Below are 18,185 nucleotides of genomic sequence, written 5' to 3' on the forward strand. Positions count from 1 at the left end.
TCCATCATGACCCCACCTCCCGACACTTCCACCGCTTCCGCCGGCATCTCCACCGATGCCATCGCCGAGGCCATCGTCTTCCTGGCGCGCTTTTTCGGCGTTGCCGTGCAGGCCGAGCGCCTGCGCGCCAACGTGGCGGCCCAGGCTGCACCGGCCACGGCTGACTTTCTCGAACAGGCGCTGGCGCAGGCCAGCCTGGCCGGCACCGTGTTGCCGGTAGATAAGCCACGCCGTCCCACGGAAATGCCGGCCTTGCTGCTCAACGGGGAAGGGCAGGCGCTGGTGATACTGGCCATTGCCGATGGCAAATATGAATGCCACGTGCCCGGCATCGAAGGCAGTGCCTGGTTTGACGCCGCCGCGCTGGCGCGGGAAGTGCCCGATGGGCGCTGGGTGGCCGTGCGTCCCGTCATGTTCTTCGACCAGCGCAGCTTGCTTTACAGCATGCCGGTGGCGGGACGCTGGTTCTGGGATGTCTTCAACCGTAACCGCTGGGTCTTCCGCTGGGCCTTGCTGGGCACGCTGGTGCTCAATGTCATCGGCGCGCTGGTGCCGTTCTATGCGATGGCCGTATATGACCGCGTGATCCCGAACAATGCCACGTCCAGCCTGTGGGTGCTGACGATCGCCGTCGTGGTGCTGACGGGCTTCGAGCTGGCCCTGCGCCTGCTGCGCGGCGAACTGGTGGAAACGGCGTCGCGCCGCATGGACGTGGCGCTGTCGTCGAACATTTTCGCCCAGTGCTTGCGCCTGCGCGCGGCCAGCCGGCCCGCTTCCGGGGGCACCCTGGCCAATACCGTGCGCGATTTCGAATCCGTGCGCGAATTCTTCGCCTCCACCACCCTGACCACCCTGGGCGACTTGCCGTTCCTGCTGCTGTTCCTGCTGGTGATCGCCCTGGTCGGCGGCTGGCTCGTGCTCGTGCCCCTGGCAGTCATCCCGATCCTGCTGCTGGTGGCCTTCGCCTCGCGCGCGGCCCTGGCGCGCCACGTGGCCGCCTCGATGCAGGAAAGCGCGCAGCGCACGGCGCACCTGTTTGAAACCATGAATGGCCTCGACACCATCAAGGCGCTGGGCGCCGAAGCGTGGAGCCGGCGCAAATGGGAAAGCCTGACGGTGGCCATCGCCGCCAACAGCGTCGAGACGCGCGAAATCGTCAGCCGGGTCAACTACATCAACACGGCCGTGCTGGCCCTGTCCGGCGTGGCCGTGGTGGCCACGGGCGCCTTGCTGATGGGCGAGCATCTGCTGACCCTGGGCCAGATCATCGCCGTGAGCATGCTGACGGGCCGCGCCCTGGCGCCCGTGAGCCAGATCGCGGGCCTGATCATGCGCTGGGAGCAGACCAAGCTGTCGTATCACGCACTCAATAAAATCATGGAAGCGCCCACCGACGATGACGCGGCCAGCCTGCAGGCGCCGCCCCTGTCCGGGCGCATCGAATTTCGCGACGTGGGCTTTGCCTACCCGAATTCGCCGCCGCTGCTCGATAAGCTGAACCTGCACATCCGCCCCGGCGAACGGGTCGGCGTGATCGGCAAGCTCGGTTCCGGCAAGAGCACCTTGCTGCGCTTGCTGCTGAACCAGTACGGCCCGCAAAGCGGCAGCGTGCTGTTCGACGACCTGGCCAGCACCCAGCTGGACCCTTTGAGCCTGCGCCGCCAGATAGGCTACGTGCCGCAGGACGTGACCCTGTTCCACGGCACCCTGCGCGAAAACATCGAACTGGGACGCAGCCAGGCCGACGACGCCAGCCTGCTCGACGCCATCCGCCTGGCCTGCCTCGACGACATCATCACCCAGCTACCCAACGGCGTGGCGACGGAAGTGGGCGAACGCGGTGAACGCCTGTCCGGCGGCCAGCGGCAAGCCGTGGCCATGGCCCGCGCCTTGCTGGTGAAACCGCCGATGTTGCTGCTCGATGAGCCGAGCAGCATGTTCGACCCGGCCACCGAGCAGCGCTTGATCGGGCGGCTGCGTACCTTAAAGGAGACGACCATCGTGCTGGTGACGCACCGCATGGCCATGCTGGCGCTGGTGGACCGCCTGATCGTCTTCGACAAGGGGCGCATCGTGGCCGACGGCCCGCGCGACGACGTCATGCGCGTCTTGAACAGCCAGGCGGCCAAGCCTGCGGTGGAACAGGGAGTGGCGGCATGAGCGCCCTCAATGCCCCGAACGCCCGCCCGCTGCCGGCGGCCCACCCGGATCCGGAACGCGAACCGCAGCGCATCGTCATCCGCATGCTGGCCCTGACGTCCGTGCTGCTGGTGCTGGCGCTGGCCTGGGCCATGTTCGCCCAGCTCGACGTGTCCGTGAATGGCCGGGGCGCCATCACGCCGCCATCGCACCTGCAGGAAGTGCAAAGCCTGGAAGGGGGCATCGTGCGTGAAATGCTGGTGAAGCCGGGCCAGCGCGTGCGCCGCGGCGACTTGCTGCTGCGCCTGGACACGGCCCAGTACGAGGCCAACCTGGGCGCCAGCGTGCAAAACCGCCTGGCCGCGCTGGCGGGCAGGGCACGCCTCGACGCGCTGCTGTCCGGCGGCACGCCCCAGTTTGCGCCGGAATGGCAGAAGGAGGCGCCCGAGCTGATCGCCAAGGAAATGCAGTTGTGGCGCGACGGCCAGCGCGAATTCGCGTCGGCCACGGCGGCCGCGCGCGAAGGCGTGACGCGCCGCCGCGGCGAGCTGGCCGAGGCGCACAGCCGCATCGCCCAGCTCGACACGGGCTTGAAAATCGCCCTGGAAAGCCTGTCCATCGAGGAGAGGCTCTTCAAAGAGGGTGCCGGTTCGCGCGGCGACTATCTGAACGCGCAGCAGCGCGTGCAGCAGCAGCGCACGGAACTCGACAGCCTGCGCACCTCCGTGCCGCGCCTGACGGCCACCCTGGCCGAGGCACAGGCGCAGGCGGGCGAAGTGGAAGCGCGCATGCGCGGCCAGTGGGGCGCGCAGCGCAGCGAGTATGAGACCAAGGCCGGCGCCCTGGCCAGCACCGTGAAAGGCCAGCAGGACCAGGTGAGCCGGCGCGACGTGACGGCGCCCGTCGACGGCGTCGTCAACCGCGTGCTGGTGGCAACCGTCGGCGGCGTGGCGCAGCCGGGTAAACCTATCCTGGAAATCGTGCCTGCCGATTCGGAAATGCTGATCTCCGTGCGCGTGAAACCGTCGGACATCGGTTTTATCCATGTGGGACAGAGCGCGTCGGCGAATGTGCTGGCGTACGACGCCACCACCTACGGCCGCATGCAGGCGCAAGTGGTGCGCGTGGGGGCGGACGCGATTCCCGACGAACGCAACGAACCGTACTTCGAGGTGCAGCTGAGCACCGACCGCAGCCAGCTGACGGCGCACGGCAAGGTATTGCCGGTCACGCCAGGCATGCCCGTCGACGTGGGCATCCTGACGGGGCGCCGCTCGGTGCTGCAATATGTGTTCAAGCCCGTGCTGCGCGGCTTGCAGTCTTCCCTGCAGGAGCGGTGATGCGTGCCTTCTTGATTTGCATGGCATTGGCCTGCGCAAACGCGGCGGCCCAGTCCGCGCCGCCGGCCACTTTCCAGGCGCAGTCCGCGCGCGGCTTGCCTGCCTTGCTGGCGCGCGCCGTGCCGCGCGATCCGCAGGTGATTGCGGCGCAGGCGGCGCTGGCCGCCACCGAAGCGCGCTACAAGCAGGCCCGTTCTCGCCTGTTTCCCACTGCGGCGCTGCAGGCGACGCGGGGGCGCAGCAAGGACCTCGATGGGACGCTGGAGGTCGAGCGCCGCACGCACCAGGTGGAAGCGAGCGTGCGCTGGAACGTGTACAACGGCGGCGCCGACCGCGCCGAACTCGATGCGGCCGAGCGCGAGATGGCGGGCGCCGCTTTCGACGTGGAGCGCGCGCGCGCGGAAAGCGCGGAAAAGCTGGCCGAAGCATATTTCGACATGCAGCGCCTGGAACGCAGCCTGCAGCAGTCGCAGGAACGCCTGCGCGACGTGACGCAGCTGGTGCGGCAGGTGACGCGCCAGGCGGAACTGGGCAAATCGTCGGAAGTGGACCGCGAACTGGCGCAAAGTTCGCAGCTGGACGCGGAACTGGTGCACGACGGCTTGCTGACGGACCAGCAGGCGGCGCGCATCAAGCTCGAGGCGCTGGCCTTCGAGCCGGTGGCGCAGTTTGCCGATTTCGCCTTTGCGCCGCTGCCGGCGCAGGCGCTGGAGAATGCCGATACGCAGCAGGCGCAGTTGCGCGCCGCGCGCGAGCGGGCCGCCGCGGCCCAGTTGCGCGTGCGTGGCGTGGCGGCCACCCTGGCCCCCAAAATCGATCTGAATGTCAGCCATCTGCTCAATAACAAGACCACGCCGCCGCCGTCGACCATCCAGCAGCGGGGCTGGTCGGTGGGGGTCTCCTGGGAAATCCCGCTCGGCGGGGGCAGCCTGGCGCAGCGCGACGAAAGCATCAGCCGCGCCCAGGCGGCCGAGGCGGACGTGGCGCGCGCCGAGCAGGGCACGCGCGCCGACCTGGCCAGCATGCTGCCGCGCATCGCCAATGCGCAGCGCACGCTGGCCCTGCTTGACGAGCAGGAAAAGAAGATGGCCTTCGTCGTGCGCGGCGGGACCATCCAGTACGAGGCGGGCCGGCGCAACCTGCAGCAGGTCATCCAGACGCGCGACAGCTATTTCACGATACAGCAGCGGCGCATCGACCAGCTGCACCGTCTGACCCTGGCGCAGATGCGGCAATATGCGCTGGCGGGGCAGCTGCTGCGGGTTTTCGGCCTGGCGCAGGAGGTAAAATAGCGCCGGCGTGCGCGGTTTCACACAGAGATGACGCAGAGATCATGCATGAAATGCCCATTGTGTGGCACACTGCGCGCTCGCATATCATCGTTGTCGCGGGAGCGCATGAGCATCATCAAACAATTTCCTTTTGAGTGGCAGGTCGGCGTGCGCTATACGCGCGCCGGGAAACGCAGTGGCCGCAACAGCTTCATTTCCTTCATCTCTCTCATTTCCGTGGCCGGCATCGGCCTGGGCGTGGCCGCCCTGATCGTCGTCCTCTCCGTCATGAACGGCTTCCAGAAGGAAGTCACCGACCGCCTGATGTCGGTGCTGGCCCACGTCGAGGTGTTCGACACGAGCGGTTCCATGCCCAATTGGCAGGCGCAGGAGCGCGCCGCCTACGCCAACCCGCAAGTGAAGGCCGTGTCGCCGTTCGTGGAAACCCAGGGCATGCTGCTCAATGACGAAACCATGCGCCCGTCCGTCGTGCGCGGCGTGCTGCCGCAGCAGGAAGCCACCGTCTCCAGCGTGGCAGCGCAGATGAAGCAGGGCAGTTTCGATGCGCTGACTCCCGGTTCCTACAACATCGTGCTGGGCATCGACCTGGCCAAGGCGCTCGACGTGAAAGTGGGGCAGAACGTCACCCTGATGCTCGAGCGCGAGCCACGGGCGGGCGACCCGGCCAACGGCATCGTCATGCCGCGCATGCGCGCGCTCAAGGTGGCCGGCATCTTCGAGGCGGGCCACAATGAACTCGACGGCAGCTTGGCGTTTGTGAACATGCAGGACGCGGAGCAGCTGCTGCAGCTCGACGGCCCGTCCGGCCTGCGTCTGCGCCTGCACGACATGAACAAGGCGCCCCAGGTGGCGCGCGAACTGAAAGCCGCGATGCCGGGCCAGCTGTGGATGCGTGACTGGTCGCGCGCCAGTGCCAGCTGGTATGCGCTGGTGCAAAGCCAGAAGAACATGATGTTCATCATCCTCAGCATGATCATCGCCGTGGCCGCGTTCAACCTCGTCTCGACCCTGGTGATGTCGGTCACCGACAAGCAGGCCGATATCGCCATCCTGCGCACCCTGGGCGCCTCGCCGTTTTCCATCATGAAGATATTCATGATCCAGGGCGCGCTGGTGGGCTTGCTGGGGAGCGCCCTGGGCGTCATCGGCGGCGTCGTGCTGGCGCTGAACGTGGGCGTCATCGTGCCCTTCATCGAAGGCATCTTCGGCCTGCACTTTATCTCCAAGGAAATCTACCAGATCAGCGCCGTGCCGTCGGACGTTCATTGGCTGGACGTGGCGCAGATCGGCCTGATCGCCTTTGGCCTGGCGCTGGTGGCCACCATCTACCCGAGCTGGCGCGCCGCGCGTGTCAAGCCGGCCGAGGCCCTGCGCTACGAATAAGCGGCTTGTAAAACCGGGGTCAGACCCGCCGGGTCTGACCCCAGCCCTTCGTTGCACGGGCTAACGCGATGATATGTTGCATACATAAGAATTAACGAATTAATGAGCATGTTAAAAAATCTTCCCTTCGAATGGCTGGTCGGCCTGCGCTACACACGGGCCGGCAAGCGCAGTGGCCGCAACAGTTTTATTTCCTTCATCTCGCTCATTTCCATGGCCGGCATCGGCCTGGGCGTGGCGGCGCTGATCGTCGTGCTGTCCGTGATGAACGGCTTCCAGAAGGAAGTGACGGACCGCATGCTGTCCGTGCTGGCCCACGTGGAAGTGTTCGACAACAGCGGCAGCATGCCCGACTGGCGCGCGGAAGCGGCGCAAGCGTTCAAGAATCCGGCCGTGAAGGGCGCCGCGCCATTCGTGGAAACGCAGGGCATGCTGCTGCGCGACGATGCGCTGCGCCCCGCCATCGTGCGCGGCGTGCTGCCCGAGGAAGAGCCGAACGTGTCCGACGTGGCCGGCCAGACGCGCATGGGCAGCTTCAAGGCGCTGCAGCCGGGCACCTTCAATATCGTGCTGGGCATCGAGCTGGCGCGCGCCCTGCGCGTCAACCTCGGCGAAAAAGTCACCTTGATGCTGGCCCAGGGCCAGGTCACGCCGGCCGGCGTGCTGCCGCGCATGCGCAGCTTTACCGTCAGCGGCATCTTCCAGGCGGGCCACAATGAATTCGACGCCGGTCTGGCCTTCATCAATATCGAAGACGGCCAGCGCCTGCTGCGCCTCGACGGCCCGTCCGGCTTGCGTTTGCGCCTGGCCGACATGAACCAGGCGCCGCAAGTGGCGGCGGAACTGAAGAAAACCATGCCGGGCGACCTGTGGCTGCGCGACTGGTCCAAGCTGAACGCCAACTGGTTTGCCGCCGTGCAGACGGAAAAACGCATGATGTTCATCATCCTGACCCTGATCATCGCCGTGGCCGCCTTCAACCTCGTCTCGACGCTGGTGATGACGGTGACGGACAAGCAGGCCGATATCGCGATTTTGCGCACCCTGGGCGCCTCGCCCCGTTCCATCATGAAGATCTTCATGATCCAGGGCGCGCTGGTGGGCATCCTGGGCACGATCCTGGGCGTGGCCGGCGGCGTGCTGGTGGCGATGAACATCGACGTCATCGTGCCCTTCATCGAGCATTTGCTGGGCGTGCAGTTCCTCTCCAAGGACATCTATTTCATCAGCACCGTGCCGTCCGACCTGCGCTGGCCCGACGTCACCAAGATCGGCGTGCTGGCCGTGATCCTCGCCTTTTTGGCGACCCTGTACCCAAGCTGGTGGGCTGCCCGCGTCAAACCTGCGGAAGCCCTGCGCTATGAATAAACCACTGAATACGACCATGACCGATCTGAACAAACCTGCCTCCAACGGCACTTCCGCCGATTCCGCCGTCCTTAGCTGCCGTGGCCTGGGCAAGACTTTTACGCAGGGCAGCTACAAGGTGCAGGTGTTGGCCGGCATCGATATCGACGTGCACCGCGGCGAGCGCGTCGCCATCGTCGGTGCCTCCGGCTCGGGCAAATCGACCCTGCTGCACCTGCTGGGCGGGCTCGATACACCCACCAGCGGCAAGGTGACCCTGCTGGGCAAGGATTTCGCCACTCTCAGCGAAAAGGCGCGCGGCGACTTGCGCAACGCCTCGCTGGGCTTCGTCTACCAGTTCCACCACCTGCTGCCCGAGTTCTCGGCGCTGGACAACGTCGCCATGCCGCTGATGATACGGCGCATGAAGCGCGCGCCCGCCACCGAGCTGGCGCAGCAGATTCTCACGCGCGTCAACCTGGCCAAGCGCGTCACGCACACGCCCGGTGAATTGTCGGGCGGCGAGCGCCAGCGCGTGGCCCTGGCCCGCGCCCTCGTCACGCAGCCGGCCTGCGTGCTGGCCGATGAACCGACGGGTAACCTCGATCACGCCACGGCTGAACAGATTTTCGACCTGATGCTGGAACTGTCGCGCACCCTGGGCACGGCCTTCGTCATCGTCACGCACGATATCGAGCTGGCCAGGCGCTGCGACCGCGTGCTGCGCCTGACGGACGAAGGGCTGCAGCCGTACCAGTACTAAGGAGCCGCCATGTGGATCGACACGCACTGCCACCTCGACGCGCATGAATTCGGCAGCGAATCGCTGCAGGTGGCGGCGCGCGCGCAGCAGCAGGGCGTGGGCATGATCGTCGTTCCCGCCGTCGAACGGGCCAATTTCGCCATCGTGCGCGACCTGGCGGCGGCGCCCAACGCCTGCTATGCGCTCGGTATCCACCCGATCTACGTGCCGCAGGCCACGGAAGACGATCTGATCGCACTGCGCGAAGCCGTGACGCTGGCCATGCATGACCCGGGTTTTGTCGCCATCGGCGAGATCGGCCTCGATTTCTTCCTCCCGATGCTGTGCGAACCGGCCATGCGCGCCAAGCAGGAGCATTTTTTGCGCGAGCAGCTGAAAATCGCCCGCGACTTCGATTTGCCCGTGCTGGCCCACGTGCGCCGCTCGCAGGACATCGTCCTCAAGCACGCGCGCCAGATCCGCCCGAACGGCGGCATCGCCCATGCGTTCAACGGCAGCTTCCAGCAGGCGCAGGGCTATATCGATCTTGGTTTCAAGCTCGGTTTCGGCGGCGCGATGACGTTTACGCGCGCCTTGCAGATCCGCCGCATGGCGAGCGACCTGCCTTTGGACGCCATCGTGCTGGAGACGGACGCGCCCGATATTTCGCCCAGCTGGATCCACCCGGGCCGCAACAGCCCCGAAGAATTGCCCCGCATCGGCGCCGTGCTGGCCGAATTGCGCGGCCTGGAACTTGCCGACGTGGCGGCGCAAACCAGCGCCAACGCGCGTGCCGTACTGCCTCGATTACCCCTGATGGAGTGAAACCATGAACAAGAAAATGCTTGCGGGCGCCCTGGCAGCCTGCCTTTCCAGCGCGTTGGCGCCCGCCCTGGCGGCCGTCAATGCCCCGTGCGACGGCATGCCGCGCCTCGACGTGACCACGCCGGCCGGCTTTTGCGTGGCCGTGCTGGCCGACGGCCTGAAATTTCCCCGTGGCGTGCTGCCGCTGACGAATGGCGACATCCTCGTCACGGACATGACGGGATGGGCGCCGAAGCAGGGTAAATTGTGGCTGTTGCAGCGCAAGGCGGCCGGTCCGGGCTACGAGCGCAAGCTGCTGCTCGACAAGCTCGACCGCCCGAACGGCATCGTGCAGGGGCCGGACGGCTTGGTCTACGTGGGCGAGGTGGGACGCATCTTCCGCTTCGACCTGCGCGACCCCGCCCGCGCCATCACCGACGTGATCGGCGGCACGGCCAAGACGCCGCGCCTGCCGGGCCTCGGCCTGCATCTGCTGACGAACATGCGTTTCAGTCCCAAGGGCGACCTGTACGTGAACGTGGGTTCGAGCACCGACCATTGCGAGAACGATGGCAAGGCGCCCGATCCGGCCAAGGCATGTCCTTCGGCGGAAGGTCCGGAAGCGCTGGGCGCCATCCGCGAATACACGATGGCATGGCCGGGCGGTACCGTGACGAGCTGGCGCACGCATGCGCGCGGCTTGCGCAATTCGATGGCGCTGGCCTTTCATCCTGCCACGGGCGAACTGTGGCAGGCGGAAAACGCGCGCGACGCCATCCAGGCCGCCATGCCACAGATCAAAAGCGACGAGAACCTGCCGCATGAGGAACTGAATCTGATCAAGTCCGACCGGCACTACGGCTGGCCGTACTGCTACGACGACAATGTGGCCAGTCCCGAATATCCGAAGACGGCTTGCGACGCCCAATTTGCGGCGCCCGAGCGCCTGCTGCCCGGCCATGCGGCGCCGCTGGGCATGACCTTTTATACGGCCAGCCGCTTCCCGGCGCTGTACAAGAACAGCCTGATCATCGGCTACCACGGCTACCGCAGCAACGGCCACCGCCTGGTGGCCCTGCTGCCCGACAAGGCCGGTGCGCCGCTGGGCAAGTCCGTTGAATTGATCAGCAACTGGGAGCGCAAGGGCAAGCAGGGCAGGGGCGCGCCCGTCGACGTCAAGCAGGGCCAGGATGGCGACATCTATATGGCCGACGACCATAATGGGCTGGTGCTCAAGCTGCACTACGAGGCGGGCAAACCGTAAGCGGCCTTCATCCGACGTCCTCGCTGGCGTTGCGGCGGGTGTCGGCTTATGGCCTTTGGCCTAAGCCGACCTACATGCTCAAGTAGGTCGGATTGGCGTGGCAATGCCGCGCGTAATCCGACGTCATTGTTGGCGTTACAGGTGCGGTCGGTTTACGCTTGATCTCGCTCAGTGCGGAGCCGCCGCATCCTCCTACAATCGGCCTGATGTTCCCTGTCGACCAGGGATGACGGGAGGCTGACGTGAAACCTGCATTCATCAAGCTGCGTGAAAATTACTCCAGCGTGGCGGCCGTCGACCAGGCGGCCCTGTTCCGCGAAATCGGCTGGGAAGACTTGATCGGCAAGGACAGCTTTGCCAACACCTGCGCCATCCGCGTCAGCCTGGCCCTGATCAAGGCCGGGGTCCAGGTCAAGGGTCGCATGGCGATACGCAAGGGGGCATTCAAGGGCGCGCTGATCGAACCGGGGCAGGCCAAGCTGTCGCACATGCTGGCCAGCCCCTCGATGTTTGGCGCGCCCGAAAAATTTACCGGGGATGACGCCATGGAAGGCATCGGCCAGCGCCAGGGCGTCGTCGCCTTCTTCCGCATTCCCGGCTACCTGGGCGGCGCGGGCGGGCATATCGACATCCTGCTGCCCTCCATCGGCGTGAAGGTCTGCGGCAGCGAATGCTACTGGGATTGCGGCGAGGTCTGGTTCTGGCCCGTCAGGTGACGCTTATTTGAACTTCTTCGACCGTCCGCGCGAGGCCGCATTGTGCGCGCGCAGGATGGAATCGACGCGCTCGGACGCATCGCGCGACAGGTGTTGCGCCACCGCGATATCGGGGAAGAATTCGGGCAGGCGGTAGCTGAGCCAGGCATACGCGGAATAGTAGCGGCAAGTGTCTTCCACCTGCTGCAGATTCTGCGTGCCGCCGCCGTGCGCGTGCTGGCGCAAGGTGCTCGTTTTTCCCTGCGACAGATTCTTCGCCCAGTGCTCCCACGCCGTCTGCAGCGAGGGCACCTTGCTCGATATCGGCACCAGCGACAAGGTAAATTTGTCGGCCACGGACAGGGGCAGGGTGTCGAGCCAAACGGCGCGCTCCTTCTGGTCTTCCGTGATGCGCGGGAAGAAGAAGCCGTCCGGCACGTCGATATTGTGGATGAAGCGGCGCAGCAGTTTACTGAGCGACAGCTCTCCCGTCACCGACGAAATCCGGTGCAGATGTTCGAGCGAGGGCGCCACGGCAAAGCCGCTAGTGTTCAGCGGGTGCAGCTTTTCCTTCAGCAGCGCGCGCATCACTTCATGCGTCTCGTTGTCGTAGCCGGCCACGAGTCCCTCTTCATGCACGCCATAGCGGCCCGCGCGTCCGGCGATCTGGCGCGCCAGCGCGGCCGAAATCTCTTCCTCTTCACGGCCATTGTATTTGACGCAGGTGGTCATGACGATGCGCGCGATCGGCATGTTCAGGCCCATCGCCAGCGCATCCGTGCCGACGACGATATCGGCCGTGCCGTCGCGGAAGCGCTGCGCCTGCGCACGCCGCACTTCGGGCGACAGGTTGCCGTAGACGGTGGCCACCGATAATCCCGTTTCCGTGATCATGTCGCGCCACATCAGCACTTCGCGGCGCGAAAAGGCGATGACGGCGTCGCCGCGGCGCAGGTTGCGCACCTTGCGCACGGCCGTCGGCTCCATCGACAGGGGCGCCATGCGTTTCAGGACGTGCACTTCCAGCGGGCAGTCCAGGCGTTCGGCCAGCGCCTCGATGGCGCGCCGCGCTTCCGGCGCCCCTACCAGGTAGACGGTGTGGGCCGGTGCGCCGCAGACGGCCGCCGTCCACGCGGCGCCCCGGTCCGGGTCGGCCAGCATCTGGATCTCATCGATGACGGCCACTTCGACGACGGTTTTCGTATCCAGCATTTCCACCGTGCTGGCCACGTGCGTGGCGCCGTCGACGACCCGGCGTTCCTCGCCCGTGATCAGGCTCACGGCCAGCGGTTTGCCGTGCGGCGCGGCTTCCTGCAGGCGTTCGTAGTTTTCCAGGGCCAGCAGGCGCAATGGCGCCAGGTAGATGCCGCTCTTTGCCTTGACCAGCGCTTCCATGGCGCGGTGCGTCTTGCCGGAATTGGTCGGTCCGAGCAGGGCGATGAAGCGGCGCGGCAGGCGGCGCGCCATCTCGAACGAGGCGGGATACTCGGCCAGGTTGATGCTCTGGCGCGTGCGTGCCGCGTGCTGTTCCTCCTGCTGGCGCTCGATGGCGTGGTTGAAGCGCTGGCGGATGCGGTCGAAGACCATGCCGGCCGGCTCCGACGTCTGCATGTCGGCCAGCGTGTGCAGGAAGACCATCGGGTCCGTGTCTACATCCTCGCTCAGGCCCGCGATATCGGCGACGAAATCGATCACGTGCTGGCGCAGCTCCTCGAAGACGGCCGCGCTGGCCCGCTCGCGCACCAGCGCCAGCTTGGTCTCGCGGTCCATCTTGCGCCATTTGGCCGGCCGCGCCAGCACGCCCTGTGCAGGCACGAGTGCATACGGCACCACCAGGTGGCCGGCCTTGACCACGCCGGAAAAGCGCACGAAGACGCGGCCTTCCATCTTGACCAGGCGGATATGCTCGGCCAGCTCCCCCAGTTCCGCGACCAGGGTGGCGTCGTTATTGTCTTCGCTGCTGTCGGAAAGGTCGGTGGAAGTATCGGGAGGAAGTGCGGAGGAAGTCATGTCGTGCCTGGGTGTTAAAGTAAGCGAGGCCGATTATACCGTGCGCAGGGTAAAGATTTTCCCCCGGCGCACGGTGCCGCTGCCGCACGAGCGCTGATCTGTAAAACGATGATTCCCTGAGGCGGATAAGCCTCGCAACCATGGAGGGCGGCGCTGCCGCCTGCTTGCCAATCATCTTGCTTGAACGCGAAATGGGAATCCGATATCCGGTGCTTTGCGCTTATCGGTTTTTTCCTGCGACATTTTTATTCGGCTGGAATTTACATGAATGTCTTTTTATTAATTTTGTTATATTTTTGAATTTAACATTAAAATTTCAATTGCCGTGGCGCCGATGGTAACAAAGAGTATGTTTTTATCGATAGCCAGGGTGATGATATACGTATCGCGCCTGTATTTTTCATTGTGTGAAGAATTGGCCGATGGCGCGCAATGAATTGAATTGTCTTGACAATTAATAATGGCGAGCTGATCATGGGTTCAGATTTTGCAGGGATATTTTGGTATCTTTTTAAAATATCTGAAATTGACGGCGACGTGCGGCATTATTCTGGATGCCGCTCTGGCTATCGGCTGGGGCGTGCCGTTGATATGCACGGCTTTGATTTGACGGTGCTCCAGGATACGCTGGAGGCCGCAGGATTTTCCATTTCGCGCTGACGTACGACCAGCGCGCGATGACACCCGACATACCTGTGTATGTGGCCCTGCGCCAGAGGATGGCGCGCGCGGGGATTCATCAGCCATCCGACTTTGGGAGAACTCCATGAATAAAAAGCTCGCTGCATTTCTTTTTGCGTCAGGTCTCGGTTTGGCGGTGACTGCGACGCCAGCCTTTGCCAGCTGCTATAGCGCCTGCGCTGCCGAATGGCGGGCTTGCATCGCCGCCGGTACCGCTCAAGCCGAGTGCGGCGCCGAGCGGTCCGCCTGCCTGCAATCCTGCAATTGACGGGAGGAATACTGCGCGCTGCGGCAGCCACTATCGTAGCCTGTTGCCGCTGACGCCAGCAAGCCATGGCGCCGATGGCAGTTCAGGCTGCCCGTGCGCGCACGGCGCGTAGCCCCCAGCCGGTGGCGATCAATCCGTCGCCGGCTTGCAGCGGCGCTGCGGCGTCCATGAACGCATGACCTTCGCCGCAGGCCAGGTCGATCACCGCCAAGGGGTTATTGCTGACCGACACGAGGTCGGTCAGTACGGCATAGGACAAGGCGTAGCTGGTGGATGCAGTGCATGAGCGTTCTTATCCAGTGCACCTTTGCGCCAGATCAGACGGCAAGGCGTGGAAAACGATCACATTAGTTGAGTCCCTTTCGCAGCGAGCGGATTTTGCCTTGATCCTGCCTTCCCATGCGCACCCTGATACTCGGCTTTGCCGCTGGCGCCGCCTGGTTGCAGACGCAGGCAAGCTTGCCGCCGCACGCGGGCGCGCTGCTGTCGGTGATCGCTGGCGCGGCGCTGCTGATGGCGTGGCTGTTGTGCCGACACGCGCGCTGGCGTTCCGGTTGGCGTTCCGCTATTGCGCTCTCGGCCGGCGTGGGGCTGGGCTTTTATTGGGCCGCCTGGCTGGCCCAGTCCGCCATGGCGCCGCAGCTGGCGCTGGCCGACGAGGGGCAGGACATCGTCGTGACGGGCACGGTGGTCAGCTTGCCGTACCGCTTCGAGCAGGGCGTGCGCTTCAATTTTGCCGTGGAGAAGGCACTCAATGCAAAGGTGCCTCCCCTGATCGCCCTGTCCTGGTACGCGGGCTTTCGCGATGAGGTGACGAACGAGGTGGGCGACGTGCAGCCTGGCGAGCGCTGGCGGCTGACGGTGCGCCTGCAGCGCCCGCATGGCAACGCGAATCCCATGGGCTTCGACTACGAAGCGTGGCTGCTGGAGCAGGGCGTGCGCGCCACCGGTTACGTGCGGCCGCAGCCGCGCGCGGACACGCCGAACGTCCGCCTGGCGGCCTTCGTGCCCGGTTTCGGCAACGTGGTAGAGGCCAGCCGCGCGGCCTTGCGCGCGCGCATCGCGCACAGTTTAGATGGCAAGCAATACGCGGGCGTGATCGTGGCGCTGGTGGTGGGCGATCAGCGCGCCATTCCCCAGTCGGACTGGCAGGTGTTCAACCGCACGGGCGTCAGTCATTTGATCTCGATTTCCGGCCTGCACATCACGATGATCGCGGGTCTGTTCGCCCTCGGTGCGGGCGCGCTGTGGCGGCGCTCGTTTTTCACGGACCGGCAGCTGCCCTTGCTGCTGCCGGCGCAAAAGGTGGCGGCGCTGGCTGGCGCGCTGGCGGCATTGGTGTATGTGCTGCTGGCCGGCTTCGGCGTGCCCGCGCAGCGCACTTTATATATGTTGCTGGTGGTGGCGCTGGCCCTGTGGCTGGGGCGCATCACCAGCATCGTCCATATCCTGTGCCTGGCGCTGGGCGTGGTCGTGCTGCTCGATCCCTGGGCCGTGCTGTGGCCCGGTTTCTGGCTGTCGTTCGGCGCCGTTGCCACCATGCTGTACGCGACGGCAGGCCGCACCACGGCGCCTTTGCCGGAGAACGCCAGCCGCTGGCGCCGCCTGCGCGCGGCCGTGGCGCTCGGTGCGCATACGCAATACGTGGTGACGGTGGGGCTGGTGCCGTTGACGATGCTGCTGTTTTCGCAAGTCTCGCTCGTGTCCCCCGTGGCGAATGCGCTGGCCATACCCGTCATCAGCCTGGTCGTCACGCCCTTGTCGCTGGCGGGCAGTTTGCTGCCGGCGCCTTTGTGCGACGGGTTGTTGCTGCTGGCGCATGCCATCGTGCAGATGCTGGCGCAGGTGCTGGACTGGCTCGGTGCGCGCCGTTTTGCCGTGTGGACGGCGCCCGCGCCGCCATGGTGGAGTTTTTGCTGGGCATTGTTCGGCACGGCCTGGCTGCTGGCGCCACGCGGATGGCCGCATCGCTGGGCGGGCATGCTGGGCTGGCTGCCACTGCTGACGGCCTTGCCGTCCAGCCCGCCACCGGGCCAGATGTGGATCACGGCCTTTGATGTGGGACAAGGCATGGCCGTGCTGGTGGAAACGCATGGACACCGCTTGTTGTACGACACGGGGCCCGCCTACAGCCTCGATTCCGACGGCGCCAGCCGTGTCATCGTGCCGTATCTGCGCGCACGGGGCATCGCTACGCTCGACGGCGTGATCATTTCCCACAGCGACCTCGATCACGCGGGCGGCGCTATTTCTCTGCTGGAGAACGTGGAAGTGGGTTGGCTTGCCTCGTCGCTGTTCGATGGCCATCCGGCCGTCGAGGCCCGGCGGCAAGCCGGGCGTCCGTATCTGCACTGCGTGGCCGGCCAGAGCTGGACCTGGGAAGGCGTGCACTTTGCCATGCTGCACCCATTGCCCGCCAGCCACACGGACATCAGCTTGACGCCGAACGCCCGCAGCTGCACCGTGAAAATCACGGCAGGCAAGCATGCCATCTTGCTGGCCGGCGACATCGAGGCGGCGCAGGAAGCACAGTTGCTGGCGCGCTCGGCCGATGGCGACCTGGCCGCCGACGTGCTGCTGGCGCCGCACCACGGCAGCGGCACCTCGTCGACACCGGCCTTCCTGAATGCCGTCCATCCGGCCCTGGCAATTTTCCAGGTCGGACACCGGAACCGCTATAAACATCCGAAGCCGCAAGTGTATGCGCGCTATGGCGACATGGGCATTGCGCGGCTGCGCACGGATGTGACGGGGGCGGTGGTGCTGGAATTTGGCGACGATATCGATGCGACGTTGTACCGGGCCAGCCGGCCACGGTACTGGCATGTGCGATAAGGCAGTGCGCCTAATCGGATGCCGGACAGGAGACCCATCATGTGCGATGAATGCAATCCCTTCGAGCGCTTGCTGGCGAAGGCCGACGCTGCTTACCGGCGCTTGCGTTTGATTCGGTGGGATCAAGGGTTACGTTATGTGGAGGGGATTTCGCCAGCGTTGGCGCAGGCGATACAGCATACGGGTATTGGTATCGCGAGCGGCTTGTTTACTGGCTTGATCTTGTTTGGATTGCAATTTACGATTGATCAGCCTGTCAATGACATGGCCAAATCGCTACAGCGCAAATTCATTGTGCATTACCAGGATATTCCAGCACCCTTGTTCGATCTTGTCCTTTTTCTGGCGGCATGCACCATGTTGTTGACTGCCGAGTGGGGGCATTTTTTCAGGCAGAAAGTGCTGGTGCCTGTCATACATGGCATCTCGCATACAGTGTCAATTAGCATCGGGATGTTATTGTCGCTCGTCTTTTCGGACGTGCTGACGAAGAGTTTTCTGCCGAATATCGGACAATGGTTATTCAGCCTCCTTATTATTTCGATAGTGTGGCTACTCGCAGTGACGATGAACGCAGTTATTTATTTATGTCGCTACGGCGTGGTGGGGCTATGGCGAAAGAAGAGCTGCGCTGGCGAAGAGTGTCCTGCACCGCAAAAAAAGTACGAGGTCCTGCACTTTATTTTTCCACTGGTGGGAATTTTTCTCATCTTTTACCTGTGGGGAGATGTCAAGCGCAGCGCCGTACAGGTGGCCGATGCCGCCAAGGCCAGCAAGGTGGCGGACTGTGCAGTTGCACACTAGCTGTTTTCATATTCGCTTCAGCAGCATCTCAACGGAAGAACCCAATCGAGGAGCGTTGATTGTTACATTTAAGCAGCCATTATCTGATCAGCCTGGCCCAGGCCGCCGACATCGACGCCATCACGACCTTGTTGCAAGCTAATTCCCCATCGCACGGCGGCAGCCTGACGGGCGAGTTTTCGCGCGACAAGGTGGCCAGCATGGCGGATGGCGAATCGCCCGTCATTGTGGCGCGGCGCGCAGCGGACGGGCCTGTCGTTGGCGTGTTGTTCAGCGCTGCAGCTGCCGCCGCGCAGGCGCCCGTGGTGCTGGCCATGCTGGCCGCGTATCGGGGAAGTGACAAGGCCTATGTGTATGGCCCCGTCTGCATCGCGGACTCGGAGCGGGGGCAGGGCTTGCTGGCGCTGTTGTACTCTGTCATGCGGGCGCGGCATGGGGGTGCGGAGGCGGTGCTGTTCATCCGGCGCGACAATATCGGCTCGCTGGGCGCACATGAACGACTGGGCATGCGCGAGGTGGCCGCCTTTGTTTTCGACGGCGCGCAGTTCGCCGTGTATAGCGACGTCATCGCCGCGAAATAG

16 protein-coding genes are annotated in these 18,185 nt (G+C 64.8%); 14 read left to right on the forward strand and 2 right to left on the reverse strand.

Annotated features, from left to right (window positions below; translation table 11 throughout):
• Positions 1-6 precede the first annotated feature (6 nt).
• The 9 genes from AC1RBA_RS01695 to AC1RBA_RS01735 all read left to right on the forward strand — a co-directional run bounded on the left by AC1RBA_RS01695 (position 7) and on the right by AC1RBA_RS01735 (position 11,027).
• A complete protein-coding gene (locus tag AC1RBA_RS01695) occupies positions 7-2,160 on the forward strand; it encodes a type I secretion system permease/ATPase (protein ID WP_492416222.1) in 2,154 nt (717 codons plus the stop codon).
• The gene (locus AC1RBA_RS01700; protein WP_070219997.1) at positions 2,157-3,479 is read left to right on the forward strand and encodes an HlyD family type I secretion periplasmic adaptor subunit; all 1,323 of its coding nucleotides are present in this window, start codon (positions 2,157-2,159) and stop codon (positions 3,477-3,479) included. The genes AC1RBA_RS01695 and AC1RBA_RS01700 overlap by 4 nt, the downstream gene beginning before the upstream one ends.
• The gene (locus tag AC1RBA_RS01705) at positions 3,479-4,771 is read left to right on the forward strand and encodes a TolC family protein (RefSeq protein WP_492402899.1); all 1,293 of its coding nucleotides are present in this window, start codon (positions 3,479-3,481) and stop codon (positions 4,769-4,771) included. The genes AC1RBA_RS01700 and AC1RBA_RS01705 overlap by 1 nt, the downstream gene beginning before the upstream one ends.
• Positions 4,772-4,876: 105 nt before the next feature.
• On the forward strand, positions 4,877-6,154 hold the full coding sequence (locus tag AC1RBA_RS01710; RefSeq protein ID WP_492416223.1) for a lipoprotein-releasing ABC transporter permease subunit: 1,278 nt from the start codon (positions 4,877-4,879) through the stop codon (positions 6,152-6,154).
• 102 nt (positions 6,155-6,256) lie between these two features.
• Complete coding sequence (locus tag AC1RBA_RS01715) at positions 6,257-7,522, forward strand: lipoprotein-releasing ABC transporter permease subunit (RefSeq protein WP_492416225.1); 1,266 nt, start codon at positions 6,257-6,259, stop codon at positions 7,520-7,522.
• A 16-nt stretch (positions 7,523-7,538) separates the two neighbouring features.
• Entirely contained in the window at positions 7,539-8,264 is a 726-nt protein-coding gene (gene lolD / locus AC1RBA_RS01720) for a lipoprotein-releasing ABC transporter ATP-binding protein LolD (RefSeq protein WP_070220003.1), read from the forward strand.
• Positions 8,265-8,273: 9 nt separating this feature from the next.
• Complete coding sequence (locus AC1RBA_RS01725) at positions 8,274-9,068, forward strand: TatD family hydrolase (RefSeq protein ID WP_492416227.1); 795 nt, start codon at positions 8,274-8,276, stop codon at positions 9,066-9,068.
• Between the two features lie 4 nt (positions 9,069-9,072).
• Positions 9,073-10,311 carry a PQQ-dependent sugar dehydrogenase gene (locus AC1RBA_RS01730; RefSeq protein WP_492416229.1) on the forward strand — a complete coding sequence of 413 codons (1,239 nt, stop codon included), beginning with the start codon at positions 9,073-9,075 and terminating at the stop codon, positions 10,309-10,311.
• A gap of 242 nt (positions 10,312-10,553) precedes the next feature.
• Positions 10,554-11,027, forward strand: a complete 474-nt coding sequence (locus AC1RBA_RS01735) for a T6SS effector amidase Tae4 family protein (protein ID WP_070220009.1) — start codon at positions 10,554-10,556, stop codon at positions 11,025-11,027.
• Between the two features lie 3 nt (positions 11,028-11,030).
• Here AC1RBA_RS01735 and AC1RBA_RS01740 read toward each other — a convergent pair whose 3' ends face one another.
• Positions 11,031-13,016 (reverse strand): helicase-related protein, encoded by a 1,986-nt coding sequence (locus AC1RBA_RS01740; protein ID WP_492416231.1) that lies wholly within the window; start codon positions 13,014-13,016, stop codon positions 11,031-11,033.
• A gap of 447 nt (positions 13,017-13,463) precedes the next feature.
• Here AC1RBA_RS01740 and AC1RBA_RS01745 point away from each other — a divergent pair, with 447 nt between their 5' ends.
• Together AC1RBA_RS01745 and AC1RBA_RS01750 are read left to right on the forward strand one after the other, a co-directional pair.
• Positions 13,464-13,676 (forward strand): hypothetical protein, encoded by a 213-nt coding sequence (locus AC1RBA_RS01745; protein WP_492402908.1) that lies wholly within the window; start codon positions 13,464-13,466, stop codon positions 13,674-13,676.
• A 106-nt stretch (positions 13,677-13,782) separates the two neighbouring features.
• A complete protein-coding gene (locus AC1RBA_RS01750; RefSeq protein ID WP_141749921.1) occupies positions 13,783-13,965 on the forward strand; it encodes a hypothetical protein in 183 nt (60 codons plus the stop codon).
• Between the two features lie 82 nt (positions 13,966-14,047).
• Here AC1RBA_RS01750 and AC1RBA_RS01755 read toward each other — a convergent pair whose 3' ends face one another.
• Entirely contained in the window at positions 14,048-14,224 is a 177-nt protein-coding gene (locus AC1RBA_RS01755) for a hypothetical protein (RefSeq protein WP_492402910.1), read from the reverse strand.
• Between the two features lie 140 nt (positions 14,225-14,364).
• Between AC1RBA_RS01755 and AC1RBA_RS01760 the strand changes: the two genes are divergently transcribed.
• From AC1RBA_RS01760 to AC1RBA_RS01770, 3 genes are read left to right on the forward strand one after another with little or no spacing between them, the layout of a single operon-like run.
• Complete coding sequence (locus AC1RBA_RS01760) at positions 14,365-16,800, forward strand: DNA internalization-related competence protein ComEC/Rec2 (protein WP_492416233.1); 2,436 nt, start codon at positions 14,365-14,367, stop codon at positions 16,798-16,800.
• 39 nt (positions 16,801-16,839) lie between these two features.
• Entirely contained in the window at positions 16,840-17,604 is a 765-nt protein-coding gene (locus AC1RBA_RS01765) for a hypothetical protein (RefSeq protein WP_492416235.1), read from the forward strand.
• 59 nt (positions 17,605-17,663) lie between these two features.
• The gene (locus AC1RBA_RS01770) at positions 17,664-18,185 is read left to right on the forward strand and encodes a GNAT family N-acetyltransferase (protein ID WP_492416237.1); all 522 of its coding nucleotides are present in this window, start codon (positions 17,664-17,666) and stop codon (positions 18,183-18,185) included.

The sequence above is a fragment of the Janthinobacterium sp. GW823-FHT03B06 genome, assembly GCF_058796955.1.